Origin of the sequence: Flavobacterium psychrotrophum (genome assembly GCF_003403075.1) — a bacterium.
In the GTDB taxonomy this organism is placed as follows: domain Bacteria; phylum Bacteroidota; class Bacteroidia; order Flavobacteriales; family Flavobacteriaceae; genus Flavobacterium; species Flavobacterium psychrotrophum.
This window is the reverse complement of sequence record NZ_CP031557.1, coordinates 4,150,619-4,166,361: the sequence shown is the minus strand read 5'-3', so window position 1 is coordinate 4,166,361 and position 15,743 is coordinate 4,150,619. Positions and strand designations below refer to the sequence as shown.

Sequence of the window (15,743 nt, the reverse complement as noted above, 5' to 3'; positions counted from 1 at the left end):
TAAAAAACCGGTCGGTAAGAGTGAAGCTGCTGCGTACTGGTACTGAATACTGAACACTTAAAAAATAACACCACCGCATTATAAGAATTTGTATTTTTATCGGTTATTAACAATCGCCACTATTTTTTGAACAATTTGGAAGCAAAAAACATCATATACGCAAAGCTCGAAGCCTTTATTAAAAAGTATTACACAAACGAAGTTATTCGTGGAACAATCTTTTTTATAGCCCTCGGGTTACTTTACTTTATCATTACCTTTCTGGTGGAGTACTTTTTGTGGCTGCCTGAAAAAGGGCGTACAGCACTCTTCTGGATTTTTATTTTCGTAGAAGCGATTCTCCTGGCACGTTTTATTTTGTTTCCGCTGTTTAAATTGTTCAAACTTCAAAAGGGTATCGACTACAAACAGGCATCGGCCATCATTGGCAGTCACTTTAGCGAGGTGAGCGATAAGCTTACAAATTTCCTTCAGCTGAGCAATGATGCTAACCAAAGCGAATTGTTACTGGCTTCGATAGAACAAAAGGCAAGCAACCTGCAACCGGTACCGTTTACTAATGCCGTAAATTTTAATAAGAATATAAAGTACCTGCCATATGCAGCCATACCCGTGTTGCTTATTTTGGTTTTCCTTATTAGTGGTAACAGCGCAGTTATAACAAACAGTTTTGGCCGTGTTGTTAATTACAATAAGCACTACGCGCCACCGGCTCCGTTTGAATTTGTAATTGTAAACAAATCGCTGATGGCACAGCAGGATACTGATTTTGTACTCGAAGTAAAAACGCAGGGGAGTGTAGTGCCGGAGAATGCGATGATAACTATAGGCAATGAAAACTATTACCTTGAAAGCGTAAAGCCCGGCGTGTTTACCTACCGTTTTGAAAAGCCTACAAAAAATATTGAATTTCAGCTTAACGCAAATAATGTAATTTCTAAGCCGTATGAGCTGGATGTGGTGGCGGTGCCTACCATTGCAAATTTTGAAATGGTATTACAGTTCCCCGGTTACCTTGGCAAAAAGCAGGAAGTGGTTAAGGGTAGTGGCAATGCCGTGGTACCGGAAGGCACTAAGGTAACCTGGAAAATTAACGCCCTGGCAACAAATTCTGTCAACTATATGACTGATAATGCTGTTACGCCGTTCTCTAACAATGAAAACAGCTTTACATTATCTAAAAATATACTTCAAAATACAGAATATCAAATTCTTACGAGTAATTTTAAGGTAAAAAACCACGAAAAGCTGCAATATCAGATCACAACGCTTAAAGACCAGTACCCAACCATTACCGCACAGAACGCTCCTGACGGTTTAAAGCTTAAAAGAGAAATTGTGCTGGGGCAGTTGAGCGATGATAATGGGCTTACAAAACTTCAGGTGGTGTATTACCCTCAGGATAACCCTGCGGCTGCCAAGCGTGGAACACTTCCGGTTAAGAAACAAACGGTAGACCGTTTTTACTACAGCTTCCCGGATGGGCTTGCGCTAAAGGATGGTGTTAACTACGAATACTATTTTGAGGTTTTTGATAACGATGCCGTGCATGGTTTTAAGAGTACAAAGTCATCGGTATTTTCGCACAGAGAACTTACGCAGGATGAGCAGCAGGATAAAGCACTCCAAGAGCAAAACAGCAGTATTAGCGGTTTAGAGAAATCGATCAAAAACCAGGACAAGCAAAATACTGAGCTTGATAAGCTGCAACAAATGGGCAAGGAGAAATCTAACATGGATTTTAAAGACCAGAAAAAAGTTCAGGACTTTATAAACCGTCAGCAAACCCTTGAGCAAAACAAGCAGGAGATGAGCAAAAAACTTCAGGAAAACCTGGAGCAGTTTCTTCCTGAAAAGAAAGATGAGATTAAGGAAGAGTTGATGAAGCGCCTTGAAAAGAATGAAAAAGAATCTGAAAAAAATAAAAAACTGCTTGACGAACTTAAGGAACTTACCAATAAGCTTAAGGAAGAAGAATTGTTTGATAAGGTAGACCAGCTTAAAAAACAAAGCAAAGACCAGACAAAAAACCTGGAGCAGCTGGTAGAACTTACCAAGCGTTTTTATGTAGAAAAGAAAGCTGAACAGGTTGCGGAAAAACTGGATAAGCTTGCCGAAAAGCAGGATAAATTATCTGACAGTAAAGATAACAATGCTCAGGAGCAGGATAAGGTTAATAAAGAATTTGACAAGCTGCAACAGGAAATGCGCGACCTTGATAAACAAAACAAGGAACTTAAAAAACCTATGGATATTCCGGTAGATGAAAAGCAGGAACAAAGCATCGACCAGGATCAGGATAAGGCTAAAGAGGAACTTCAAAAAGAAGGCGGCGATCAAAAAAGCAAACAGGATAAAGCCAAACCAAAGCAAAAAAGTGCTGCTGCTAAAATGAAGCAGATGGGGCAAAAGATGCAAAGCTCAATGCAGGGTGGACAGGCAGATCAGCTTGAAGAAGATGTAAAGGTGCTCCGCCAGATATTGGATAACCTCTTGGCATATTCATTCTCTCAGGAAGATGTTATGGGGCAGTTTAAAAATGCAGGTAACCGTAATGCAAACTTTGCCAAATATCTTAAAAAGCAACAGGATCTTAAAGTACAGTTTAACCATGTTGACGATAGCATTTTTGCCATGTCATTACGCAACCCTAAGATAACCGAAGAGATTACTAAAGAGGTAGGCAATGTGCATTATTATGTAGACAAGGCATTGACAGATCTTGCCGATAATGTAGTGCCACGCGGTGTGTCTAACCAGCAATATGCTATAACGTCTGCTAATAAGCTTGCCGATTTTTTAAGTGATGCGCTTAATAATATGCAGATGGAAATGAGCGGACAGGGACAAGGTCAGGGTAAAGGCAAAGGTAAGTCTGGCAAAGATGTGCAATTGTCTGATATCATCCAGAAGCAACAGGGACTTTCTCAAAAAATGCAAAAAGGCATGAAAGATGGTAGCGAAGAGAAAGGTCAGGAAGGCGGAGGTAAGCAGGATGGCCAGAGCCAGAAAGAAGGAGGTAAACAGAAAGGCGGACAAAAAGACGGCAAAGAATCTGGTGGCAAACAGCCCGGTGGTAAACAGGGAGAAGGCCAGGGCGACGGTGAAGGCGGCGATGGTGGAGAAGGCAATGCCGAGAAACTATTAGAAATATATAAAGAACAGCAGCAGCTGCGTGAGTCGCTACAGCAAATGCTGGATAAGCAGGGTATGGGTGGCAACGGCCAGGCAGCTTTGCGCCAAATGAAAGATATAGAAAAACAGTTGCTTAATAAAGGCTTTAAAAATGAAACCCTGCAAAAAATGCAGAACCTTAAACAGGAACTTTTAAAGCTTGATAAAGCAATGCTTGAGCAGGGTCAGGATAACAAAAGGCAGAGCGAAACCAATAAAAAGGAGTTTAACAACACCGCTAACCAACTGCCTGATGCCCTGAAAGATTATTTAAACAGCGTAGAGATTTTAAATAGACAAACACTACCTTTGCGCCCAAATTTTAACCAAAAGGTGCAAACCTATTTTAAAGGCAATGATTAGTTTTAATTACGAAACAAATTTTGAGCTTACTAATGAAGCTCAATATGAAGAATGGATAGCCGATGTTATCGAAAGTGAAGATAAAACAGAGGGGGAGATCAACTACATTTTTTGTGATGATGCTTACCTTTTAGAAAAGAACATAGAATTTTTAGACCACGATACCCTTACCGATATTATTAGTTTTGACTATACAATGGGTAACCTTATAAGTGGCGATATCTTTATATCTATAGAACGTGTAAAAGAAAACGCTGTTGAGTATAACGTGCTTTTTGAAGAAGAACTTCGTCGTGTTATGGCACATGGTGTATTACACTATTGCGGCTATAAAGACAAGACAGAGGAAGATGAGCAGATAATGCGCGTTAAAGAAGAGGAGAAAATGAAGTTGTTCCACGTGGAACAGTAGATTAAACATCTCTTTAAATTTATCGTGTTCCACGTGGAACACGATTATGGTTTCAAAATAAAACAAAGAAAGTTCCACGTGGAACAATCGAAAGGAGAATAAAATGTTTCAGGAAGAATATGATGTAATTGTAGTGGGTGCTGGGCACGCCGGCAGCGAAGCTGCGGCGGCAGCAGCAAATATGGGATGCAGCACATTGCTGGTTACCATGAGCCTTCAAAACATAGCCCAAATGTCGTGCAACCCTGCAATGGGTGGTATAGCAAAGGGGCAAATTGTACGCGAAATTGATGCACTTGGAGGATATTCCGGGATTGTTACAGACAAGACCGCTATCCAGTTCAAGATGCTTAACAAGAGTAAAGGGCCTGCGATGTGGAGCCCGCGTGCACAAAGCGACCGTATGCGTTTTGCTGAAGAGTGGAGGCTGATGCTGGAGCGTACCCCGAATCTTGACTTTTACCAGGAAATGGTTAAAGGAATCATCATCGAAAATGGTGTTGTAAAAGGGATACGTACATCGTTGGGTGTAGAAATAAAAGGTAAAACCGTAGTGCTTACAAATGGCACATTCCTGAATGGATTGATCCATATTGGGGAGAAACAATTTGGTGGTGGCAGGGCAGGAGAGAGTGCTGCTTACGGCATTACCGAAGACCTGGTTAAAGCAGGTTTTATGTCGGGCAGAATGAAAACAGGTACACCTCCTCGTGTAGACGGACGATCGCTTGATTATAGTAAAATGATAGAACAGCCCGGTGATATTAACCCTGAAAAGTTCTCGTACATGGATATAACGCAGCCCTTAAAAGAACAGCGTTCTTGCTATATGACCTACACCAGTCAGCTGGTGCACGATGTACTTAAAGAGGGTTTTGACCGTTCACCTATGTTTAATGGGCGCATCAAAAGCCTTGGGCCGCGCTACTGTCCGTCGATAGAAGATAAGATAAACCGTTTTGCAGATAAAGACAGCCACCAGTTGTTTGTAGAGCCAGAAGGATGGAATACCATCGAAGTTTACGTTAATGGCTTTAGTACCTCCCTTCCGGAGGATATTCAGTTTAAGGCATTGCGCAGTGTGGTAGGTTTTGAGAAGGTGAAATTCCTTCGTCCGGGATATGCTATCGAGTACGATTATTTCCCGCCAACACAGCTTAAGCATACGCTTGAAACTAAACTTGTAGACGGTTTGTATTTCGCAGGACAAATAAACGGCACTACAGGTTATGAAGAGGCGGCATCGCAAGGCTTAATGGCCGGTATCAATGCTGCGCTTAAAGTGCAGGATAAAGATCCGTTTGTACTAAAACGCAACGAAGCCTACATAGGTGTGCTTATAGACGACCTTATTACAAAAGGTACCGAAGAGCCCTACCGCATGTTTACCAGCCGTGCAGAATACCGTACACTATTACGTCAGGATAATGCAGACTTTAGGCTTACGCCACTTTCTTATGAAATAGGCCTTGCTAAAGAAGACCGCCTGCGCCGCATGGAAAAGAAGCGCGATGCGAGCGATGCCTTTGTAAACTTCTTCCGAGAAACGAGTGTAACCGTTGCAGAAGCTAATCCTATTCTTGAAGCTAAAGAATCGTCGCCAATTGTACAGGCCGATAAAATGTTTAAGGTATTCTCTCGTCCGCAACTGGATTTGGAAGATATTCTTAAATTCGAAAAAGTACAGGAATATATTGCCGAGCACAACCTGGATAGGGAAGTGATAGAGCAGGCAGAAATACAGGTTAAATATTCAGGCTACATCGAAAAGGAAAAAAACAATGCCGATAAACTAAACAGGCTCGAGGACGTAAAAATTCCTGAGAATTTTGATTATGATAAAATAAAGTCATTGTCTTTTGAGGCTAAAGAGAAGATGAAAAAAATTAAGCCCGTTACCATTTCGCAGGCATCGCGCATAAGCGGTGTAACGCCAAGCGATATTTCGGTGCTTTTAATACATATGGGCAGATAATGATGTTCCACGTGAAACAAGCAAAAATAAAAACCCTTTTTATAAAAGGGTTTTTGGTGTTTTTAGTGCTGTGTACATTTGCATCATGTGTAGCACCGCGCCATACTGTAGAAATACAGGATTATGTACTGGTAGAAAACGGAAAGCAAATACTAGGTAAACAAGAAGGGCTTACCGCATTTATTTTTGAAAACAATCCGCGTAAAATAATTTTTGCGCAGTTTGCAGCAGATAAGTATGCGGTAGGGCAATATGACGAAGTAAGCTATTGGGTAAAAGTTGAAGGATATCGTTTTAAAGTATTTGTTTACACCAGTGATGAATTGCAGAAATATTTTGATATGGGCCAGTTTATGGTAACCAAGCAGGAGAATGAGCAAAACGTGATTGGTTCTACAGAAAAATTTATCGGGATTTCTATGATTACAGATGCTAACGAAGATTGCCTTAAAGAAAACTCACTTTTCTACAACATTGCCTTAAAATACCTTAAAAACTTAAAAGACGAATACAACAACCTATAAATGGATTTTAAAGACCACAACGTTTACATTACAGTAAAAGACCATTCTGTTTCCGGAGAAACTTTTGAGCTGTTGCTCGACAAAGACCTGGAACTCCTTAAAACGCATCCACAGCCCGCACCGGCAGATTTGGGCAGGTATTATGAAAGCGAAGATTATATTTCACATACCGATGGTAAGCGCTCGCTTTTTGAGAAATTATACCACACGGTAAAACAAAAGGCATTGCGCGATAAAATTTCGCTAATACAAAAGTTTAAACCCTCTAAAGGCGAATTGCTGGATATTGGTGCCGGAACCGGAGATTTTTTAGTTGTAGCAAAAAATGCAAGTTGGAATATTACGGGTGTAGAACCAAGTGAAAAGGCAAGGGGTATAGCTATAGGTAAAGGTATAAGCTTTGCATCGCAATTATCAGATGTACCATCGCACAGTAAAGATGTTATTACCATGTGGCATGTATTAGAGCACGTGCCCGACGTAGAGCAGCAGATTACAGAATTAAAGCGTATCCTTAAGCCGGATGGCGTTATTATAGTTGCAGTGCCAAACTACAAATCATACGATGCCCAATACTACGGAAAGTTTTGGGCAGCTTATGATGTGCCAAGGCACCTTTGGCATTTTAGTAAAACAGCTATCAAAAAACTTTTTGGGTTGCAGGGTATAGATTTGATAGAAGTACTGCCAATGAAATTTGACAGCTTTTATGTAAGCTTACTTTCGGAAAAGTATAAAACCGGGAAAATGAATTTTGTGGGCGGTTTTTATCGCGGATTGGTATCAAATGTCAAAGCAGGCAAAAATTTTGACTATTCGTCGCATATTTATGTGCTAAAGAATACTAAAAACTAAAATAAAGCTGCCAATTAAACGTTTATAAGGCTTAACATGGCTTTTGTTGCCAATTTTTTAAAAGTGCCGCAAATCGCTTTATTTTGAGTCGGTTTTGATTAACGAAGCTTATAGTAATACGCAATATTAATAGATTAACTTTATAGTGTAAAAATCACAGAAAAAATGCTTCATTTTTGGTACGTTGGGCATTATTCTTATTTTTACCAAAAATTTAAAACAACTAATTTCAGAAAATGAAAAAATCACTTTTAATACTGGGCGCTGCCCTTGCATTAGTTTCATGTAACAAAGAAGGTGCTGCAACCGCTTCAGGTTTTAAAACTGCTTATGTAGATACTTCTAAACTTGTAGAAGAATCTCAGGAGCTAAAAGATCTTGAAGATAAAGCAAAAGTTAAAGAAGAAGAGCTGGGACGTGAACTTCAAAATGACGCAAGGCAGTTACAGCTGGATGCTGCAAGCTTTCAGAAAGAAGCAGCAGTTAAAGGTGAGCAATGGGCACAGCTACGTGGCCAGGATCTTCAAAAAAGAAACCAGGAGCTTACTGTTAAGCAACAAACAATTCAGCAGGAATTTGCTAAAGAATTTGGCGTTAAACGCGATACTATTGTAAGCCAGATGAAGCGTGTAATTAAAGAATATGGCAAGAAAAATGGCTATGACTATGTATATGGTACTGGCGATGCTGCAAGTATTCTTTATGCTAAAGACAGCTATGATATTACAAAAGAGATACTTAGCCAGGTAAATTCTAAATACAAAGGTGCTGCTAAAGAAGATACTACTACTGCTAAAGCGGAAGAAGCTAAAGAAGAAAAGAAATAATATCTATTTGATATAAAATCAATGCTCCTAAATTAGGAGCATTTTTTATTTAAAGAATGTAAGAATATTTTCTTAAAAAGATGTATTTTTAACCACTATTTCATTTGCCATGCAAAACTTTTCGCCCGCGGCAGAATATGCGCTGCGTTTTATAAACCAAACCAACAAGTGTATTTTTCTTACCGGTAAAGCCGGTACAGGAAAAACCACACTGCTTAAAGAGATTATCCGTACCACGCATAAAAATGTTGTGGTTGTAGCTCCTACGGGTATTGCTGCGCTTAATGCGGGCGGCGTTACCATACACAGTATGTTTCAGCTGCCGTTTGCCGGTTTTTTGCCTACGGTAGACCAGGCTCCGCAAGCATCTGAAAGTGTGAGGTTTGAAAATAAAGTTAGCCTGCGCCGTCATTTTACCATGCGTGCCGAAAAGAAAAATGTGCTGCTTAATATGGAATTGCTGGTTATAGACGAGGTTAGTATGCTGCGTGCAGATTTGCTCGATGCCATGGATTTTATGCTGCGCAGTGTACGCCAGCGCAATACCCCCTTTGGTGGTGTACAGGTATTGTTTATTGGCGATTTGCTACAACTTCCGCCCGTAGTGCGCAATGAAGAATGGAGTGTTTTACAGCATTTTTATAGAGGTAAGTTCTTCTTTCACAGTCATGTAGTGCAAGAAAATGCGCCAGTGTATATTGAGCTTGATAAAATTTACAGGCAGACCGACGACCGCTTTATAGGGGTGCTTAACAATTTGAGGAACAATATAATAACCAATGATGACCTTAAGGTTTTGAACGAATTTGTAAAGACCGATTTCGAACTCAAAGACCATCCCGGTTACATAACCCTTACCACCCACAACAATAAGGCCGATGCCATGAATGCTACGGCACTGACCGACCTGAAAGGGAAGGAATATATCTATATGCCGGATATTGTAGGCGATTTTCCGGAGAAGATCTATCCCGTGGAACAATCGTTACGCCTGAAAGTTAATGCCCAGGTAATGTTTATCAAAAACGACCTTTCGCCGGAGAAGCGTTATTTTAACGGGAAGATAGGTATTATAAAATCGCTTACTAAAGACGAGGTTGTAGTAGAGTTTGAAGATAAAGAAACCATAACGGTAGACAAGTACGAATGGGAAAACGTGCGCTATACCGTAGACCCAAATACTAAAGAAGTAATAGAAGAAGTTTTGGGCACGTTTGTGCATTATCCGTTGCGTTTGGCATGGGCCATAACGGTGCACAAGAGCCAGGGATTAACATTTGATAAAGCTGTGCTCGACGTATCGCACGTTTTTATGCCGGGACAGGCATATGTTGCTTTAAGCCGTTTGCGTTCGTTAGAGGGGCTTATTTTGCTTTCTCCGATGCGTATGAATGGTATTAGTAATGATGAAGACGTAATGGAGTATGCCCAGGGCAAGGCAGGAGAAGATGAATTGGCCAACTCGCTGGAACAGGAAACCCTGAACTTTGCTGCTAACTTTCTAAAAAATAGCTTTAACTGGACAACACTTGCCAGGCAATGGCAGGGGCACAAGCACAGTTACCTGCACGAAGGTGAAAAAACGGTTAAAGCGCCGCACCGCCAGTGGGCAGCCCAGCAGGAAGACCGCATTCATATGCTAATAGGTGCGGCGGGTAAATTTGTTTTGCAGCTCGAAAAGCTTTTTGCAGACCGCCCGGCAGATATTCAGCATATTAAAGAACGGGTATATGCCGCCGTAGGTTACTTTTTTCCGGTTATGGATAACATTGCAACAAGCCTGTACAGCAAAATAGAGGAGGTAAAGCGCACAAAGCGCGCCAAGGCTTTTTATGACGAACTCTCTGAGATTGAAGAGTTGCAGACCAATGCTGTATTAAAAATGCTTCGGGCTAAAAAGCTCGTTGATGTACTGGCTGCGGGTGAAACCATTAATAAAGAAACGCTGTCTACTCAGGAAATACAATCGTATAAGGCAGATAAGATTGAAGCTATAATGGTAATTATGCGTAATAACCCTACCACAATTATTGAAGAAGAACCGGAGGAATATGAAGACCGCTATGCTCCTAAAAAGAAAAAAGAGCCGAAAAAGTCGACTCTTTTAGAAACCTTGGAGCTGCATCAGCAGAATATGACGGTTAAAGAAATAGCAGCACACCGCAAGCTTACCGAAACTACTGTGCAAAGCCACCTTGCAGGGCTTGTGCAAAGCGGAAAAATTGCAATTGAAGACCTGTTGCCACAGGATAAGATAGCCGAACTTGCCGAGGCGTTTGAGGGTTATACCGAAGATGCCCTGGGACCGCTTAAAGAAAAGTATGGTGATAAATTTACCTACGGCGAATTAAGGATATACAAGGCAACGCTTTCGTAATCAGTTCTTAATGAATTTTAAACCCGTTGTATTTCCCGTTTGTATCTGGTAAATGCCTGATGCTAAAGAGCTGACATCTATCTTATTTACACTATTGCCTTTTAGTACTATACGTCCTGAATTATCTGTAATGCTATAGTTGGACAAGGGTTGAGAAATATTGTTTAGGTAAATGTATTCTGAAGCCGGGTTAGGGTAGAGGGTAGGTTGAGAAAACCCGTAAGTACCTGATATCAAGGTAGGATCGTTGACACTAAAAAGCCATATATCGCTGCGCCCAAAGTTTTGGGCAACATCAAAATTACGCGATTCTGTATTGGCTCCAACAATGATAGTTCCCTGATTATCAATAAAAATTCTTTCTGCACGGTCAGACAATATACCACCAAAGTTTTTCTCCCAGACTAACTGCCCGTTGCTGCTTACTTTTACCATCCAGATATCGGTCTCACCATAGTTCGCACTAACGTTTGTATCTTCTGACGTTGAAGAGCCTACAGCAATAAAACCATCTGTGGTTGCTACAATATCTGCGTAATGATCGCCCATGGTGCCTCCCAGTGTTTTTTCCCATACAATGTTACCGGTTGCATTAAGCTTCACGATCCAGAAATCGCTGTTTCCGTATGCCGATGCTATATCGCCATTTTGGGTATCAGGCTCAAGGTCTGTAATGGCACCCATTATGTAACCTCCGTCAGATGTTTGTTTTATGGTGTAAGCCTGCTCACCTTTAATACTTCCGTAAGCCCGTTCCCATTGTAGGTTGCCACTGCCATCAATTTTTATGGCCCATGCTTCGGCCATGCCATAGTCGGGGTCGTAATGCAGGCCTTGGGCATTACTATCGGCAGAGCCAAGATGCCCGCCGATAATATATCCTCCGTCAGCGGTATTGCTCACACTATTAGGATAATCAAGGTTATTACCGCCAAATAATTTAGTCCATATTGTATTTCCCTGTTCGTCAAGTTTTAACACAATACAGTCTGATGCGCCAAGGTTTTGGGCAACGTCGCCATTGTTAGAATAGGTTTGGCCTGTAAGCACATAGCCGCCGTCGGGAGCCAGGGCAATGCCCATTGCTATATCCTGTTCGTTTCCGCCCAAAAGCCTTTGCCAAAGCACATTGCCCGAGGCATCGGTTTTAACTACCCACATATCTGCATTGCCGTGGGCTGCTGCAAACGTGCCCTGGTCTGAGTAAGAAAATCCTGTAAAAACATAGCCGCCATCTGGCGTGGGGAGTACTTTAGAAGACTGGTCGTTTTTATTGCCGCCATATGCTTTTTGCCATACTACGTTTTTGTTGGCATCCAGCTTGGTTAGCCATCCATCATTCCCACCAAAGGTTTCAACGGTCTGTCCGTCAACGCCAGTTGTGTATCCACAAATAATATACCCGCCATCGGGCGTTGGGTTTATATCATTTAGCCCGTCGTATTGTGTGCCGCCAAGAGATTTTTGCCAGGTAATGGCAGGCTGTTGTGCAACGGTAGAAATAGTAGTGAGAAGTATGCAGAGTAGTAGTGTTTTCATAATTTTTTGGGTTTAAATTACTACATAAAGCTACTGATTAATAATTACATACAATTAATATTGATAAAGTAATAATTTTGATACGACACAAAAAAACCTGCGAAGCAAAGGCCCGCAGGTTTTTAATATAAGTTAACGGTAGAATTATCTGACAATTCAAACCCTCTGCACTATACCCAGGTAAGCAGGAGTATAGCGGGGATAAAGTAAATTACTATGGTACGGGCGCCGTCATAATCTTTAGCAAGGCGCTGGCCAAGTAGCAGAAAAAGCAGCGTAATGGCGCTAAGCACACCGGCATAGAAAGCAAATTCTGTACCTTCATCCATCCATATTTTTATGATGCCAATAACGGCAAAAGCACCCGCAAGTATTTCTAAAACAAGAATGAGCATTAGCGAAAGCGGTACCATATTTTTAATTGGGGTAGCGGCAAAGTGGCCTTTTAGCCAGCCGATGTTGCCTTTCCAGTCCATGATCTTGTCGTAGCCCGACTGTATAAATGTAATGGCAAAAAACGCCAGGGTAATAATGATTACGGGATTCAGGTTTGTTTCCATTGTATTGTGTTTGTTTATTTTGGTAGTCAAAAATAGTAAAACTTTGTAAGAGAGCGGTGTTTTTGTTTTTATGGCATGCGGATGACGTTGCTGCTTTACAACTGCAGATTTTTTTACCACAAAGTTGCACAAAGAAGGCGCCAAGAACCACAAAGATTACCTCCTGCGGAGGAAGGACACAAAGCTTTACAGTAAAGTGAAGCTACTGCCTACTGCGACTGAACACTGCCTACTAAAAAACTACTTCTTATGAATTAGCCTTGTAAGCTTAATGCTCAAATCGGTCAGGATAATTTTGGCGTTACCGTTGCGCTCTATGTGGTACAGGGCATCGCTCAGCTCTTTAAAAATATCGTTGATGTTGCTGCCATTTACAAACGGTGCAAAATTTTCGAGTTTAAACTTATCTACTTTAGGTTCCATAAATACCAGTTTATCTGCCTTATAATTAAGCAGTAATGCCTGGCGGAACATATCGATACAAAAATTAAGGAACTGCTTTTGTGCCTCGCGGCCAATGCCGGCAATCTGCTCGCTCCACGCTATAAGGTCGTGTATTGCAGCGGCGTTTCCTTTGGCGCGAAAGGCAGCGCGCACCCACATTACAAACCATTCCTCAAACGGAAGGGCGTCGTCGGTTTTATGTAGTAAGTGTAAGGCTTTATTGTAGTTGCCCTGCGCCTGGTGTGCCAGTTTCATGGCGGCGTTAGGTTCTATATTTTCACGTGAAACAAGAGCGTTTGCAATAACCTGTTCAGGCAACGCATTAAAATTCAGCACCTGGCAGCGGGAAAGTATGGTTTGCAAAATATCATCTTCACTTTCGGCAATAAGCAGGAATACCGTTTTTTGCGGTGGCTCTTCGAGCAGCTTTAGCAGCTTGTTTGCCGTGGCGGTATTCATGCGGTCGGCCATCCAGATGATCATCACCTTGTAACCGCCCTCATACGCCTTTAGCGAAAGCGATTTTACAATTTCGGTCGCCTCGTCTACACCTATCTGTCCCTGCTTGTTTGCAATGTCTATCTTCTTGTACCAGTCAAACAGGCTGCCGTAAGGTGTTTCGGCAATAAACTCGCGCCAGTGCTTTAAAAAGTGGGCACTTACGGGGTGGCTTTTTACCTCGCTGTTAGCCGCCACCGGAAATACAAAGTGCAGATCAGGGTGTGATAAGTTGCGGAATTTCAGGTTACAGGCTTCATTGCCTCCCTGGTTTTCGCCACCGGTATTGCTGCACAAAATATACTGCGCATAGGCAATGGCCAACGGTAGCGTACCCGAACCTTCCGGCCCTATAAACAACTGTGCATGGGGTATACGGCCGCTAGTGGCACTGGTGGCTAAGTGGCTTTTGATGTGGTCCTGCCCTAAAATTTCTGAAAAAAGCATGGGGCAAAGATAGGGGAAAGTTGGTTAGTTGCAGAGTTACAAAGTAGCAAAGTTATGGTTCATTTTATTCAGGTATAGTCATTGCGAACGGAGGAACGGAGCGCGGCAATCTTTCATAGACAAAGCTTTCCGTTGTGCAGTTATATACGATTGGGTAGATTAGACGTAACTGTGTCAGCCAAGGTTACAGAGAATTTATTAAGTTGCAAATATAATAGACTCTAAAGATTGCCGCGCTCCGTTCCTCCGCTCGCAAAGACTACAGATAAATAAGCTCTCCCCATTTATTTACTTAATCGTTTTCGCTCATCTCTACCCTCAAAATCTCATTACAGATTTCTTCCGTTTCATGTAGGAAATTAAAATTTAACACACTAACAATCAATTGATATTCAATTATTTATTAGAATTGTAAAAATCTTTATGAACAATTTTTTAGCGAATTATTAACAGAAACGCCTATATTTGCCTTTCACCTAATGTAAACAAATCTTAGAAACACTTTATGAAAACTCTTGCCGACATTGATTTTAAAGATAAGAAAGCCGTTATACGTGTAGACTTTAATGTACCTCTTGATGAGAACTTTAACGTTACTGACGATAACCGTATTACTGCTGCTAAACCTACTATCGATAAAATTTTGGCAGACGGCGGAAGCGTGATCTTAATGAGCCACCTGGGCCGCCCGAAAGGTAAAGAGGAGAAGTACAGCCTTAAGCACATTCTTGCTAAAGTTAGCGAAGTGCTGGGTGTAGAGGTTAAGTTTGCTGAAGACTGTGTGGGCGAAGTAGCTGACGCTGCTGCTGCAGGTCTTAAGCCGGGTGAAGTGCTGCTTCTTGAAAACCTTCGTTTTTATGCAGAAGAAGAAGCCGGCGATGCAGATTTTGCACAAAAACTTGCTAAACTGGGCGATGTTTATGTTAACGATGCCTTTGGTACTGCTCACCGTGCACACGCTTCTACCACAATAATTGCAAATTATTTTCCTGAGGCTAAGGTTTTTGGTGCGCTTCTTGCTAAAGAGATCGACAGTTTAGACAAGGTACTTAAAAACAGCGAAAAACCGGTTACGGCTATTCTTGGCGGTAGTAAAGTGTCTACAAAAATTACGGTTATAGAAAACATCCTGAGCAAAATAGACCACCTTATTGTGGGCGGCGGTATGACCTATACCTTCATTAAAGCCCTTGGCGGAAATGTAGGCGACTCTATCTGCGAGCTTGATAAGCTGGACCTTGCCCTTGAAATACTTGAAAAAGCTAAAGCTAACAATGTACAGGTACACATACCTGTAGATGTGGTTGCGGCCGATGATTTTAGCAACAATGCTAATACTCAGGTAGTAGACGTTAATGAGATTCCTGACGGATGGCAGGGTCTTGATGCAGGGCCTAAAACCCTTGAGAACTTTAAGAAAGTAATACTGGAAAGTAAAACAATACTTTGGAACGGCCCTATTGGCGTGTTCGAGATGGAAAAATTTGCCAACGGTACCATTACCCTTGGTGAGTTTATAGCTGAGGCTACTAAAAACGGCGCTTTCTCTCTTGTGGGTGGTGGCGACTCTGTAGCAGCGGTGAAACAATTTGGCCTTGAGCCAAAAATGAGCTATGTATCTACAGGTGGCGGTGCCATGCTGGAGATGCTTGAAGGAAAAACACTTCCCGGCATTGCTGCCATACAGGGATAGTTGTTAAAGTTTACAATACAATTTTAAATTAAAAGTTTATACTTTGTTGCTTTGC

At 41.6% G+C, this 15,743-nt stretch carries 11 protein-coding genes; 8 read left to right on the top strand and 3 right to left on the bottom strand.

The features are described from left to right. Positions 1 to 135: 135 nt before the first annotated feature. The 7 genes from DYH63_RS17995 (at position 136) to DYH63_RS17965 (ending at position 10,507) form a co-directional block, all read left to right on the top strand. Entirely contained in the window at positions 136 to 3,537 is a 3,402-nt protein-coding gene (locus DYH63_RS17995; protein WP_116790883.1) for a DUF4175 family protein, read from the top strand. Beyond that, positions 3,530 to 3,949, top strand: a complete 420-nt coding sequence (ybeY, locus tag DYH63_RS17990) for an rRNA maturation RNase YbeY (RefSeq protein WP_116790117.1) — start codon at positions 3,530 to 3,532, stop codon at positions 3,947 to 3,949. The genes DYH63_RS17995 and ybeY overlap by 8 nt, the downstream gene beginning before the upstream one ends. 103 nt (positions 3,950 to 4,052) lie before the next feature. Next, positions 4,053 to 5,924, top strand: coding sequence for a tRNA uridine-5-carboxymethylaminomethyl(34) synthesis enzyme MnmG (gene mnmG / locus DYH63_RS17985; RefSeq protein WP_116790116.1), 1,872 nt, complete (start codon positions 4,053 to 4,055; stop codon positions 5,922 to 5,924). A gap of 11 nt (positions 5,925 to 5,935) precedes the next feature. After that, complete coding sequence (locus DYH63_RS17980) at positions 5,936 to 6,448, top strand: hypothetical protein (protein ID WP_162927085.1); 513 nt, start codon at positions 5,936 to 5,938, stop codon at positions 6,446 to 6,448. Beyond that, positions 6,449 to 7,303 carry a class I SAM-dependent methyltransferase gene (locus DYH63_RS17975; RefSeq protein ID WP_116790114.1) on the top strand — a complete coding sequence of 285 codons (855 nt, stop codon included), beginning with the start codon at positions 6,449 to 6,451 and terminating at the stop codon, positions 7,301 to 7,303. A gap of 236 nt (positions 7,304 to 7,539) precedes the next feature. Next, positions 7,540 to 8,130, top strand: a complete 591-nt coding sequence (locus DYH63_RS17970; RefSeq protein ID WP_116790113.1) for an OmpH/Skp family outer membrane protein — start codon at positions 7,540 to 7,542, stop codon at positions 8,128 to 8,130. Positions 8,131 to 8,239: 109 nt separating this feature from the next. Continuing rightward, a complete protein-coding gene (locus DYH63_RS17965; protein ID WP_116790112.1) occupies positions 8,240 to 10,507 on the top strand; it encodes a helix-turn-helix domain-containing protein in 2,268 nt (755 codons plus the stop codon). Here DYH63_RS17965 and DYH63_RS17960 read toward each other — a convergent pair whose 3' ends face one another. From DYH63_RS17960 to DYH63_RS17950, 3 genes are all read right to left on the bottom strand, one after another. Further along, positions 10,508 to 12,046 carry a T9SS type A sorting domain-containing protein gene (locus DYH63_RS17960; protein ID WP_116790111.1) on the bottom strand — a complete coding sequence of 513 codons (1,539 nt, stop codon included), beginning with the start codon at positions 12,044 to 12,046 and terminating at the stop codon, positions 10,508 to 10,510. Positions 12,047 to 12,216: 170 nt separating this feature from the next. Continuing rightward, the gene (locus DYH63_RS17955) at positions 12,217 to 12,606 is read right to left on the bottom strand and encodes a DoxX family protein (protein ID WP_116790882.1); all 390 of its coding nucleotides are present in this window, start codon (positions 12,604 to 12,606) and stop codon (positions 12,217 to 12,219) included. 240 nt (positions 12,607 to 12,846) lie between these two features. Next, complete coding sequence (locus DYH63_RS17950) at positions 12,847 to 13,995, bottom strand: DNA polymerase III subunit (RefSeq protein WP_116790110.1); 1,149 nt, start codon at positions 13,993 to 13,995, stop codon at positions 12,847 to 12,849. Positions 13,996 to 14,500: 505 nt separating this feature from the next. Here DYH63_RS17950 and DYH63_RS17945 point away from each other — a divergent pair. Further along, positions 14,501 to 15,688: a phosphoglycerate kinase gene (locus tag DYH63_RS17945; RefSeq protein ID WP_116790109.1), complete on the top strand. Its 1,188-nt coding sequence runs from the start codon at positions 14,501 to 14,503 to the stop codon at positions 15,686 to 15,688. The last annotated feature ends 55 nt before the right edge of the window (positions 15,689 to 15,743 follow it).

Bases quoted from the DNA above. Each gene is read 5' to 3' on its own strand.
- DYH63_RS17955 (WP_116790882.1), bottom strand. From the start codon at position 12,606: ATGGAAACAAACCTGAATCCCGTAATCATTATTACCCTGGCGTTTTTT.
- mnmG (WP_116790116.1), top strand. From the start codon at position 4,053: ATGTTTCAGGAAGAATATGATGTAATTGTAGTGGGTGCTGGGCACGCC.
- DYH63_RS17970 (WP_116790113.1), top strand. From the start codon at position 7,540: ATGAAAAAATCACTTTTAATACTGGGCGCTGCCCTTGCATTAGTTTCA.
- DYH63_RS17975 (WP_116790114.1), top strand. From the start codon at position 6,449: ATGGATTTTAAAGACCACAACGTTTACATTACAGTAAAAGACCATTCT.
- ybeY (WP_116790117.1), top strand. From the start codon at position 3,530: ATGATTAGTTTTAATTACGAAACAAATTTTGAGCTTACTAATGAAGCT.
- DYH63_RS17950 (WP_116790110.1), bottom strand. From the start codon at position 13,995: ATGCTTTTTTCAGAAATTTTAGGGCAGGACCACATCAAAAGCCACTTA.
- DYH63_RS17965 (WP_116790112.1), top strand. From the start codon at position 8,240: ATGCAAAACTTTTCGCCCGCGGCAGAATATGCGCTGCGTTTTATAAAC.
- DYH63_RS17960 (WP_116790111.1), bottom strand. From the start codon at position 12,046: ATGAAAACACTACTACTCTGCATACTTCTCACTACTATTTCTACCGTT.
- DYH63_RS17945 (WP_116790109.1), top strand. From the start codon at position 14,501: ATGAAAACTCTTGCCGACATTGATTTTAAAGATAAGAAAGCCGTTATA.